12 protein-coding genes are annotated in these 11,425 nt (G+C 72.5%); all 12 read right to left on the minus strand.

The window, feature by feature from the left end; translation table 11 throughout:
* Positions 1–48: 48 nt before the first annotated feature.
* Positions 49–693 carry a Trp biosynthesis-associated membrane protein gene (locus tag AC1MBW_RS14305; protein ID WP_071253383.1) on the minus strand — a complete coding sequence of 215 codons (645 nt, stop codon included), beginning with the start codon at positions 691–693 and terminating at the stop codon, positions 49–51.
* Positions 693–2,225 carry an anthranilate synthase component I gene (locus tag AC1MBW_RS14310; RefSeq protein ID WP_480024883.1) on the minus strand — a complete coding sequence of 511 codons (1,533 nt, stop codon included), beginning with the start codon at positions 2,223–2,225 and terminating at the stop codon, positions 693–695. The genes AC1MBW_RS14305 and AC1MBW_RS14310 overlap by 1 nt, the downstream gene beginning before the upstream one ends.
* The gene (hisI, locus tag AC1MBW_RS14315) at positions 2,218–2,634 is read right to left on the minus strand and encodes a phosphoribosyl-AMP cyclohydrolase (RefSeq protein ID WP_054146066.1); all 417 of its coding nucleotides are present in this window, start codon (positions 2,632–2,634) and stop codon (positions 2,218–2,220) included. Before hisI ends, AC1MBW_RS14310 begins: the two co-directional genes overlap by 8 nt.
* A gap of 85 nt (positions 2,635–2,719) precedes the next feature.
* A complete protein-coding gene (gene hisF, locus AC1MBW_RS14320; RefSeq protein WP_480024884.1) occupies positions 2,720–3,526 on the minus strand; it encodes an imidazole glycerol phosphate synthase subunit HisF in 807 nt (268 codons plus the stop codon).
* 2 nt (positions 3,527–3,528) lie between these two features.
* Positions 3,529–4,368, minus strand: coding sequence for an ATP phosphoribosyltransferase (hisG, locus tag AC1MBW_RS14325; RefSeq protein WP_054146064.1), 840 nt, complete (start codon positions 4,366–4,368; stop codon positions 3,529–3,531).
* A gap of 64 nt (positions 4,369–4,432) precedes the next feature.
* The gene (locus AC1MBW_RS14330; protein ID WP_480024885.1) at positions 4,433–4,696 is read right to left on the minus strand and encodes a phosphoribosyl-ATP diphosphatase; all 264 of its coding nucleotides are present in this window, start codon (positions 4,694–4,696) and stop codon (positions 4,433–4,435) included.
* Complete coding sequence (gene rpe, locus AC1MBW_RS14335; protein ID WP_054146063.1) at positions 4,693–5,358, minus strand: ribulose-phosphate 3-epimerase; 666 nt, start codon at positions 5,356–5,358, stop codon at positions 4,693–4,695. Before rpe ends, AC1MBW_RS14330 begins: the two co-directional genes overlap by 4 nt.
* Positions 5,359–5,367: 9 nt before the next feature.
* Positions 5,368–6,738, minus strand: coding sequence for an RsmB/NOP family class I SAM-dependent RNA methyltransferase (locus AC1MBW_RS14340; protein WP_480024886.1), 1,371 nt, complete (start codon positions 6,736–6,738; stop codon positions 5,368–5,370).
* Complete coding sequence (gene fmt, locus AC1MBW_RS14345; protein WP_480024887.1) at positions 6,735–7,712, minus strand: methionyl-tRNA formyltransferase; 978 nt, start codon at positions 7,710–7,712, stop codon at positions 6,735–6,737. The genes AC1MBW_RS14340 and fmt overlap by 4 nt, the downstream gene beginning before the upstream one ends.
* 15 nt (positions 7,713–7,727) lie before the next feature.
* Positions 7,728–9,803: a primosomal protein N' family DNA-binding protein gene (locus AC1MBW_RS14350; protein ID WP_480024888.1), complete on the minus strand. Its 2,076-nt coding sequence runs from the start codon at positions 9,801–9,803 to the stop codon at positions 7,728–7,730.
* 2 nt (positions 9,804–9,805) lie between these two features.
* The gene (metK, locus tag AC1MBW_RS14355; protein ID WP_054146184.1) at positions 9,806–11,032 is read right to left on the minus strand and encodes a methionine adenosyltransferase; all 1,227 of its coding nucleotides are present in this window, start codon (positions 11,030–11,032) and stop codon (positions 9,806–9,808) included.
* Positions 11,033–11,158: 126 nt separating this feature from the next.
* Positions 11,159–11,425, minus strand: a complete 267-nt coding sequence (rpoZ, locus tag AC1MBW_RS14360; RefSeq protein WP_043592764.1) for a DNA-directed RNA polymerase subunit omega — start codon at positions 11,423–11,425, stop codon at positions 11,159–11,161.

An 11,425-nucleotide genomic window follows, 5' to 3' on the forward strand; every position in this document is an offset into this window, starting at 1 on the left:
GTTCGTGCTCACAGTGCTCCTTGGATCAGGTCGGTACGGGGGCCGAGTCTACCGGGTACGGCCCGGCTCGGTGGGGCTCGACCCGCCCTCGTCGGGGCGCGAGGGGGCGTCGGTCGGGTCGTCGCCGCCCGAGAGCGCGTCCCAGGCGGCCGCGGGATCGGCCGCGGGATCTGCGGCGACGAGTCGCGTCGCGGAGTACTTCCGGGTGGCCTGGGGCCAGGCGCCCGCGAGGAGCACGGTGGCGACGCCGAGGAGCGCGGCCAGCACGCCGGCCACCAGCCCGAGCCAGGGCCAGGCCGTCGGCTCGACCGACGAGACGATGCCCCGGATCGAGTCGGTGCCGTCGACGCCCGTGGCGGTCGTCACGGCGCTGCCCGAGGCGCGCACGGGGTCGGCCAGGGCCGTCGCCGTCGTGACGACGACGCTGACTCCCAGCGCGACCTGCAGCACCCCCAGGACGACGCGGAACACCCGACCGGCGATCGTGAGCGCCCCGAAGAGTGCCAGGCTGGCCAGCGAGAGGGCGGACAGCGGCGCACCGGCGACGTCGCCGGCGACGGCGAGGGGCAGGTCTCCACCCTGGGGTGACGCGACGACGACGTGGAACCAGTCCTGCGTCCAGGACAGCAGGGCGAGCCCCGCGAGCAGGATGCCCGCCAGGATCGTCGTGAGCTTGAGGCGACGAGCGGGCATCAGTGCAGCCGTGTCATGGCGTTGGCGACCGCGACGGCACGCAAGGGGGCCGCGGCCTTGTTGCGCGCCTCCTGGTTCTCGGCGACCGGGTCGCTGTCGGCGACGAGTCCGGCGCCCGCCTGGACGCGGGCCACGCCGTCCTGCAGGAGGACGGTGCGGATGGCGATCGCGACGTCGGCCGAGCCGGCGAAGTCGAAGTAACCGACGACTCCCCCGTAGACGCCGCGCTGGGCCGGCTCGAGCTCGTCGATGATCTCGAGGGCCCGGGGCTTGGGGGCACCCGACAGCGTCCCGGCCGGGAAGGTGGCCCGGAACGCGTCGATGGCGTCCTTGCCGGGGGCCAGGTCGCCCTCGACGCTGGACACGAGGTGCATGATGTGGCTGAACCGTTCGACCTGCATGAACTCGGTGACCTCGACGGTGCCGGGCGTGCACACCTTGAGCAGGTCGTTTCTGGCCAGGTCGACCAGCATGAGGTGCTCGGCGCGCTCTTTCTCGTCCGAGGCGAGGTCGTCGGCGTAGCGCTGGTCCTCGTCGGGCGACGCGCCCCGGGGCTTCGACCCGGCGATGGGATGTGTGTAGGCCCGGCGGCCGTCGACCTTGACCAGCGCCTCGGGCGACGAGCCGACGATGGTGTACGGACGGCCCTGCACGTCGTCGAGCGTCACCAGGTACATGTACGGGCTGGGGTTGAGCGTCCGCAGCACCCGGTAGACGTCGAGCGGTTCGGCCGTGACCTCGTGGTCGAAGCGCTGGGAGATGACGACCTGGAAGACGTCGCCGTCGTGAATGAACTGCTTCGACCGCTGGATGGCGTGCGCGTACTCGTCGTCGGTCGAGCGTCGAGTGGGCGTGGCCTCGACCGTCAGGTCGACGTCTGACAGGAAGGCCTCGCTCGGGGCCGCGAGGCGGGACTGCAGGTCGTCGAGTCGCGACTGCGCGTCGGCCCACAGGACGTCGGGCTCGTCGGTGCCGTCGTTCAACGCGGTCGCGACGAGCAGGACGGCACCCGTGCGGTGGTCGAGGGCCACGAGCTCGGAGACGAAGCTGAGCGCCTGCGAGGGCACCGTGAACTCGGCCGGCGGCACGTCGGGCAGGTGCTCGAGCTCGCGCACGGCCTCCCAGCCGATGAAACCGACCAGGCCGCCGGTGAGGGGCGGCATCCCGTCGATGCGCGGGGTGGCCCACCGGTGGTGCAGGGCGGAGAGCACCTCGAGCGGGCGGCCCGTGGCGTCGCCCAGGGCCCGCTCGCGGTCGATGCCGTAGTCGATCCACCGGGCCTCGCCGTCGTCGGCTGTGAGGACGCCGAAGGACGAGACGCCCACGAAGGACCACCGGGACCAGATGCCGCCCTGGGCCGCCGACTCGAGCAGGAAGCTGCCGGGCCGGCCGTCCGCCAGCTTGCGGTACACCCCGACCGGGGTCTCGCCGTCGGCGAAGAGGTCGCGCACGACCGGGACGACCCGATGGCCGGCCAGCCGCGCGTCGAACTGGGCCCGGGTCGTCGACGTGCGGATCGGGGCGTCAGCCACGGAGGCCTCCGGTGGGGTCGGTGTCGCCGGACGGCAGGGACGAGGAGGCGGTGGCCGGCTCGAGCGGGTCGACCTCGAAACAGGAGTGGGAACCCGTGTGGCAGGCCGCACCGATCTGCTCGACGGTGACGAGCAGCACGTCGTCGTCGCAGTCGAGGGCGGCGGCGCGGACGAACTGCGCGTGACCGGACGTGTCGCCCTTCCGCCAGTACTCCTGACGAGACCGGGACCAGAAGGTGACGCGCCCCTCGGTGAGCGTGCGGCGGAGCGCCTCGGCGTCCATCCAACCCATCATGAGCACGTCCTTCGTGCCCTCCTGCTGGATGATGGCGGGCAGCAGGCCCGACGCGTCGAACCGGGCACGGGCGACGACGGGCTCGACCGTCTCACGCGTCAGCTGGTCGGTCATGGTGTGCTCCTCGGTGCGATGCGGTGGTGCGGTGCGGTGCGGTGTCGCGTGGTCGGGTGCGGTTTCCGAGGAATGACGGCCCGCTTCAGCGGACGATCGCCCCGGATCGAGCCAGCTCGTCCTTGACCTGGCCGACGGTGAGTTCGCCGTTGTGGAAGACCGAGGCCGCGAGCACGGCATCGGCACCCGCCTCGATGGCGGGGGCGAAGTGCTCGAGCCGACCCGCGCCTCCGGACGCGATGACCGGCACCCGACTGAGGTCGCGCATGGCACGGACGAGTTCGAGGTCGAAGCCCTGCTTGGTGCCGTCGGCGTCGATCGAGTTGACGAGCAATTCGCCCGCCCCGCGTTCGATGGCCTCACGGGCCCAGGTGAGCGCGTCGAGGGTCGTCTCGGTGCGGCCGCCGTGGGTCGTGACGACGAAGCCCGACGGGGTGCCGGTGGACCGCTTGACGTCGAGCGAGAGGACGACCGCCTGTGCTCCGAACCGGTCGGCGATCTCGCCGATGAGGTCGGGTCGGGCGATGGCGGCGCTGTTCACGCCGATCTTGTCCGCCCCGGCCGCCTGCAGCCGCGCGACGTCGTCTGTGGTGCGAACGCCGCCACCGACCGTCAACGGGATGAAGACCTGCTCGGCCGTCGCCCGGACGACGTCGTAGGTGGTCGACCGTTCGTCGACCGTGGCCGTGACGTCGAGGAAGGTGATCTCGTCGGCACCCTGCTCGTAGTAGGTGCGGGCCAGCTCGACCGGGTCGCCCGCGTCTCGCAGGTCGAGGAAGTTGACACCCTTGACCACGCGGCCCGCGGCCACGTCGAGGCACGGGATGACGCGGACGGCGAGGGACGCGTCCGCAGCGACCGCGCCGGTGGCGACCGCGTCGTCGGCGGGCACGGCTACAGCCTCGCGGCGTGGATCGGGCTGACCAGGATGGCCCGGGCACCGAGGTCGTAGAGGGCGTCCATGACCTGGTTCGTGTCGGACCGCGGGACCATCACACGGACGGCGGCCCAGTCGCGATCGTGCAGCGGGGAGACGGTCGGCGACTCCATGCCGCCGGCCACGGCGGTCGCGGCGTCGAGCTTGGCGACCGGGACGTCGTAGTCCATCAGGACGTACTGCCGGGCGACGAGCACGCCCTGCAGGCGACGGTGGAGGACCGCGAGGCCGTCGACCTCGGCATCGGACGAGATGAGGACGGCGGTCGACTCGAGGATGACCGGCCCGAAGATCTCGAGCCCCGCCGCACGCAGGGTGGCGCCGGTCGAGACGACGTCGGCCACGGCGTCGGCGACGCCCAGCTGCACCGCGCTCTCGACGGCGCCGTCGAGCGGTACGAGCGTCGCCGTGACTCCGTGACTCTCGAGGAACGAGCCGACGAGGCCGGCGTAGCTGGTGGCGACCCGGGTGCCCTGGAGCTGGCGGAGATCGGCGAAACGGCCGGGAGGGCCCGCGAAGCGGAAGGTCGAGCCACCGAAGTCGAGGGGGGCGACCTCGTGGGCCGGCGAGTGCGAGTCGAGCAGCAGGTCGCGGCCCGTAATGCCGACGTCGAGGGCGCCCGACCCCACGTAGGTCGCGATGTCGCGCGGACGGAGGTAGAAGAACTCGACGCCGTTGCGCGGGTCTTCGACGTGGAGGGTCTTGGGGTCTCGGCGACCGGTGTAGCCGGCCTCGGCGAGCATGGCGGAGGCGGTCTCGCTGAGCGATCCCTTGTTGGGCACTGCGACGCGGAGCATGGGGTTCTCTGTCTGCTGGGGTGCCGCGCGAGCGGCGTGACGAACGGGGGTGACGGAGGCCGACTCAGAGATGTCGGTAGACGTCGGCCGGGGTGATGCCCTTGGCGATCATCATGACCTGCAGGTGGTAGAGCAGCTGGGAGATCTCTTCGGCGGTCGCGACGTCACCCTCGTATTCGGCGGCCATCCAGACCTCGGCGGCCTCTTCGACGATCTTCTTGCCGATCTGGTGCACGCCGGCGTCGAGTTCGGCCACGGTGCCCGACCCCTCGGGCCGGTCGAGGGCCTTGTCGCTGAGCTCGAGGTACAGGTCGTCGAAGGATTTCACGACGTCAAGGCTACCGTCGCGGCGGCCGCCCGGAGTGCAGCGATGTTGTCGACGGGCGACCCACCGTAGACGGCGGACCCGGCGACCACCGTGTCGGCACCGTTCTCGACGGCGGTGACGATCGTCTCGGTCGTGATGCCGCCGTCGACCTCGAGCCAGACGTCGAGCCCGGAGGCGCGCACGGCGTCGCGGGCGCGCGCCAGCTTGGTCATCGTCTCGGACATGAAGGACTGCCCACCGAAGCCCGGCTCGACGGTCATGACGAGGATCATGTCGTACGCGTCGAGGGTCTGGAGATAGGGCTCGAGGTCGGTGCCCGGCTTGACCGCGACGGAGGCACGTGCCCCGTTGCTGCGGATGGCGCGCGCCGTCGACACGGGGTCGGTCGCGGCCTCGGCGGAGAAGGTCACCGAGAAGGCACCCGTCTCGGCGTAGCGAGGCGCCCAGTGGTCGGCGTCGTCGATCATGAGGTGCAGGTCGAGCGGCACCGGGCTGACCTCGCCGAGACGCTGCACGACGGGCAGACCGAGGGTGAGGTTGGGCACGAAGTGGCCGTCCATGACGTCGACGTGCACGAGGTCGGCGGTCGAGATGCGCTGCAGGTCGCGTTCGAGGTTGGCGAAGTCGGCCGAGAGGATGCTGGGGCTGATGCGGATCGACACGGGACGAGCCTACCGTCCGGCGCGTTTCTCGATCAGGGCCACGAACATGGCGTCGGTGCCGTGACGGTGCGGCCAGAGCTGGACGAACGGTGCCGACGCGAGGTCGACGGACCGTCCGGCGATGCGCTCGACGCCCGCCGTCGCGTCGAGCAGCACGAGGTCGTCGTCACGGCCCCGGAGCCCCGCCTCGACGACGCCGCGGGTCTCGGCCGTGTGTGGCGAGCAGGTCACGTAAGCCAGGACTCCCCCGGGTGCGAGAGCGTCCAGTGCGCTGGCGAACAGGCGCGTCTGCAGGGCCGTGAGCTGTCCGACGTCGGCCGGCTGCTTGCGCCACCGGGCCTCGGGCCGTCGCCGCAGGGCCCCGAGACCGGTGCAGGGCGCGTCGAGCAGGATGCGGTCGAAGCCCCCGGGCTGTTCCGCCCCGAACCGGGTGGCGTCACCCTCGAGCACCTCGACGTCGCCGGGGACGGCCTCGAGGGCCTGTCGGACGAGACCGGCCCGGGCCGGGACGAGCTCGTTGGCGACGAGGTGGGCGCCTGCCCGAGCGGCCTCGGCGCCCAGGAGGGCGGCCTTGCCGCCGGGGCCCGCACACATGTCGAGCCAGCGTTCTCCGGGCCCGGCGGGCCGGTGACGGCTGAGCAGCAAGGCCGCGAGCTGTGAACCTTCGTCCTGCACGCGGGCGCGCCCCTCGCGGACGGCGGTCTGTTGGGCCGGGTCTCCCCCACCGCTCGTCGCGGCGAGCGGCGAGAGACGGCCGCTCGGGGCGCCGAGCTCGGAGACCTCGGCGAGCCCGGGCAGGGCGACGAGGCTGACCTTCGGGGCGTCGTTGTCCGCCGACAGCAGGTCGACGAGTTCGTCCTCGCGGCCCTCGGCGGCCAGCGAGCGACGGAACGCCCGCACCACCCAGGCGGGGTGCGACCACTCCGCCGCCAGACGGTCGTCGTCACCGGTCGTGTCGGCCAGGACGCGCTCGCGCCACTCGTCGGGCGTCGACCGCGAGATGGTGCGGAGCACCCCGTTCACGAAGCCCGTACCCGACCGGCTGCCCACCTGACGCGCGAGCTCGACGCTCTCGTCGACGGCTGCATGGACCGCCACCCGCGTCGAGAGCAGCTGGTGCGTGCCGAGTCTCAGGACGTCGAGGAGCGCCGGGTCGATCGCGTCGGTGCCTCGGCGGGCTGCCAGCGCGATCACGCGGTCGTAGTAGCCCCGGAGGCGCAGGGTGCCGTAGGTGAGTTCGGTCGCGAGCCCCGCGTCCTGTGCTCCGAGACGGGCCCGGACGATGCGTTGCGGCAGCAGGAGGTTCGCGTAGGCGTCGTCCTGCTCGACGGCCCGGAGGACGTCGAGGGCGACCTGACGGGCGGGCTGGACTCGGCTCATGAGGCGCTCTTCGTGTCGGTGTCGGTGTCGGCCCGGGCGGCCGCGGTGGGCGGGGTCACGCGGCGGTCGACCCCGCCGGGCAGCCCTCGCCACCAGTCGGCTGCCGACATCTCTTTCTTGCCCGCCGGTTGCACCCGGACGAGCTCGACGGGCGAGGAGGCGGTGCCCAGCAGCACACGGCGGCCCCGGGACTCGAGGCGACCGGCCTCGAGAGGGGGCTCGTCGACCGACGTCACCCGCGCCTCCGTGATCTTGAGGACCGTGCCGTCGAGGTCGACGCGGGCACCGGGCTCGGGCGTCACGCCGCGGAAACGGTCGATCAGCTCGGCCGCCGGACGCGAGACGTCGAGGACGCCGTCGGCGAGGGTCAGCTTGGGGGCGAGCGTGACCTCGCCGGTCTGGGCCTTCGACACGGCCGTGCCGTCGGCGAGGCGGGCGACGACGTCGACCAGCAGGTCGGACCCGGACCGTGCGAGTTCGGCGAGGAGCGCCCCCGCGGTCTCGGTGCCGTCGAGACGGCGTTCGAGGGTGCCGTAGACGTCACCCGCGTCGAGTTCGGGGACGAGCTGGAACACCGCCGCGCCCGTCACGACGTCGCCCGCCATGAGCGACCGCTGGACGGGGGCCGCACCGCGCCAGGCGGGCAGCAGGGAGAAGTGCAGGTTGACCCAGCCGAGGCGGGGCGCACCGAGCAGGGGCTCACGCAGCAGGGCACCGTAGGCCACGACGACGCCGAGGTCGGGATCGAGCGCCGAGAGATCGGCCGTGACCTCGGGTGTGATGCGTCGGGCCTTCACGACGCGGAGACCGAGGCGGTCGGCCTCGACGGCGACGGGCGTGGGGGTCAGGACGCGTCGGCGTCCCTGGGGGGTGTCGTCGCGGGTCAGCACGGCGACGACCTCGTGAGGGCCGTCGGCGAGGGCGGTGAGCGAGGGCACGGCAGCGGCGGGGCTGCCGGCGAAGACGAGGCGCATGGGGTTCCTGGCGGGTCAGTCGGCGAACGGCTCGACGTCGTCGAACCGCACTCTGAGTGTAGGGACGGCGCGTGCGCGCTTCTGACCGAGCGCCTTGCGCCGGTCCGTCGCCGCACGGATGACCTGGGAGCGGAGGGCCTGGGCCACGTCGTGACCCCGCGAGTAGTCGAAGCGGACGATCGCACGGACCCCGGCGGACTCGACGTCCACCGGGCCGAGGGTCTCGGAACGGACTTCGTCGGGCAGGTCGTCGAGTGCCCGCGCGACGGTGTCGACCGTGCCGGTCACGGTGGCCACGCGGACGGCCGGCGGGAAGCGCAGGACGCGGCGATCGGCGAGCTCGGCGGAGACGAACCGGGCGAGCTCCCACGTGGCCAGGGCGGAGGCGATGGCGCCGCCCACCCCGACCAGCACGACCGGGGCCCGTCGTGCCGCCAGGGCCGTGGCGTTGGCCCACCAGCGGAGGCAGTCCTCGGCGACGCGGAGGCTCTCGCGCGCGAGCATGCGTTCGCCGTCGAGCAGCAGGACGGCCCGGTAGCCACCCGGGGCGACCGGCTCGGCCCCGCGGGTCGCGACGACGATGGCCGGGTCGGCGTCGACGTGGGTCAGGGCCCGGGTGCCGTCCGAGACGATGATGCGGACCCCGGGGAACGCCTTGCCGAGCTCGTCGGCCGTCCGCGAGGCACCGGTGCCGACGGCCCGCATGCGCGTGCCCTCACAGGTGCGGCAGTGCCACGAGACGGCCAGGGCGCCGCACCAGCCGCAGGCCGGGGTCACCCCGCGTTCGCGCTGCTGGAGGGGGCCGTTGCAGCGCAGGCAGCGCGCCGTGTCGCCGCAGTCGACGCAGGCCAGACGAGGCGAGTAGCCCGGAGAGGCGACCTGGATCAGCACGGGCCCGTGCTCGACCGCGGCCCGCGCCTCGGCATAGGCCGACGAGGGGATGCGAGCCTGCGCCGCGAAGCCGTCCGTGGCCGCCTGACGCACGGTCGGCACGACCCGGGGCTGGTAGCGCGGGTCGGGACGCACCTCGGCCAGGAAGCCGATCTCGACGAGGCGCTGGACGTCGGTGCTGCGCGAGTGGCCGAGGAACACCAGGGCCGTGTCTTGCTGCGCCTGTCGGAGCAGGGCGGTGTCGCGGGCGTGCACGTAGGGGGCGAGCGGCTCGCCGAAGGACGGGTCGCCGTCGTCGAACACCACGACGACCCCGAGCCTGGCCGAGGGCGCGAGCAGGACGGACCTGTTGCCGACGACGACCACGGGCTCGTCGCCCCGGGCACGGAGCAGCGCGCGGTACCGGTCGGCGTTGGACTGCCGTGAGTCGAGCCGCACGACGCGGTCGGGCGGGAGGACGGCCGTGAGGGCCTGGAGGACGTGCTCTTCGTCGCGGTAGTCGGGGACCGCGACCACGGCGTTCTCGCCTGCGGCGACAGCGACCGCGGCGAGTTGGGCGGCCGTCAGCGCCCAGTGACCCACCCAGGCTCCGTCGGGCAACTCGACCAGCAGGGGCACGGCGTCGACCGCCGCGCGACCACGGGCAGCGACGAGTCCGGCGAGGTCGGTCGAGCGGTAGCCCACGACGACCGGGACGGGATCGTCGTCCCGGACGGGCGGCGCGGCGTCCGCGGGTGTGGGCGCGGCGTCCGCGGGTGACGGCGTCGGGTCGGCGGGTTCCGGTGTCGGCGAGGACGGGCTCTCGGCGGCCGCCAGGTACGCCTTCTCCACTCGGACCTGACGCGGAGGGACCGCGAGCCGCACGACGTCGCTGGCCGACCCGCCGGCCCGGTCGGCCACGGCACGCGCCAGGCGCCACACCTCGGGTGCCAGGACCGACACGGTCGACACGACGTCCTCGATCTCGGACAGGTCACCACCGTGCTCGGACGACGACGCGACCTCGACGACGAATCCGTCGGCGATGCGTCCGGCCGAGCGGAGGGGGAACTTGACGCGGATGCCCGGGGCGACCTGGTCGCGCAGCCGCTCGGGCACGGCGTAGTCGAACAACCGGTCGAGCTGCGGCAGGGGCGATTCGACCATCACCCGGACGACGCGCGGGCCGCCCTCGACGAGGGCCTCGGCGACCGCCGCCACGGTCAGAGCCCGGCGGCGGCCCGGAGGGCGTCGACGCGGTCGAGCGCCTCCCAGGTGAAGTCGGGCAGGTCGCGACCGAAGTGGCCGTAGGTCGACGTCGCCGAGTAGATCGGCCGGAGCAGGTCGAGGTCGCGGATGATCGCCGCCGGGCGGAGGTCGAACACCGTCTCGATGGCGGCCGTGATGACGTCGTCGCCGACGTGCCCCGTGCCGAAGGTCTCGACGTAGAGACCGACGGGTGCGGCCCGCCCGATCGCGTAGGCCACCTGGAGTTCGAGCCGGTCGGCGAGACCGGCGGCGACGGCGTTCTTGGCCACCCAGCGCATGGCGTACGCGGCGGAGCGGTCGACCTTCGAGGGGTCCTTGCCCGAGAACGCGCCCCCGCCGTGACGGCTCGCGCCGCCGTAGGTGTCGACGATGATCTTGCGGCCGGTGAGGCCGGCGTCGCCCTGTGGGCCCCCGATCTCGAACCTGCCGGTCGGGTTGATGATGAACCGCGTGTCGGCGGACGAGAGCCCGGCCTCGCCGAGGACGGGGCGGATGACGTGCTCGATGACGTCGGACTCGAGCTGTTCGCTCGAGACCGCGGGTGAGTGCTGCGTCGACAGGACGACCGTGTCGACCGTCTTGGGTACGACACCGTCGTAACCGACCGTCACCTGGGTCTTGCCGTCGGGCCGGAGGTAGTCGAGGGTGCCCGACTTGCGCACGGCCGCGAGACGCTCGGCCAGCCGGTGGGCGAGCCAGACCGGGAGAGGCATGAACTGGGGCGTCTCGTTGGTGGCGTAGCCGAACATGATGCCTTGGTCGCCCGCCCCCTGACGGTTGAGCAGATCGTCATCGCCGCCACGCGCCTCCAGGGCGGTGTCGACGCCCTGGGCGATGTCGGGAGACTGCGATCCGATCGAGACCTCGACGCCGCAGGTGCGACCGTCGAAGCTCACGGCGGACGAGTCGTAGCCGATGCCCACGATGAGGTCGCGCACGATCGTCGGGATGTCGACGTAGCCCTTGGTCGTGACCTCGCCGGCGACGTGCACGAGCCCCGTGGTGACCATCGTCTCGACCGCGACCCTGCTGGCGGGGTCGACCGCGAGCAGCGCGTCGAGGATGCCGTCCGAGATCTGGTCGCAGATCTTGTCGGGGTGGCCCTCGGTGACCGACTCGGACGTGAACAGTCGCAGGGAGGTCGATGCCGTCGTGGCGGGGTCGGTCGTCGTGTCGGTCAGGCTCACGGTGTTCCTCTGGGTGTCGATCGGGGTGCGGACGCGATGAGGCCCCGCGGGATGGACTCCCGGGGGCCTCGTCAGATGATAGGACCGACCACCGTCAGAGAGGCTGGTCGTGTCGTCGAGCTACTCGGCCGGAGCCGCGAGCGGCTTCACCTCGAGCTTGTCCTCGTTGATCTCGTGCATGGCGACCGACAGGGGCTTGTCGTCGATCGAGCTGTCGACGAGGGGGCCGACGTTGTCGAAGAGGCTGCCCTCGTGCAGGTCGGCGTAGTAGTCGTTGATCTGACGCGCGCGCTTGGAGGCGAAGATGACGAGTGCGTACTTCGACTCGACCTTCGACAGCAGCTCGTCGATGGGGGGATCGATGATGCCCTGGTTCTTGTCGGCCAT

Source organism: Frigoribacterium sp. AP1 (genome assembly GCF_056680555.1).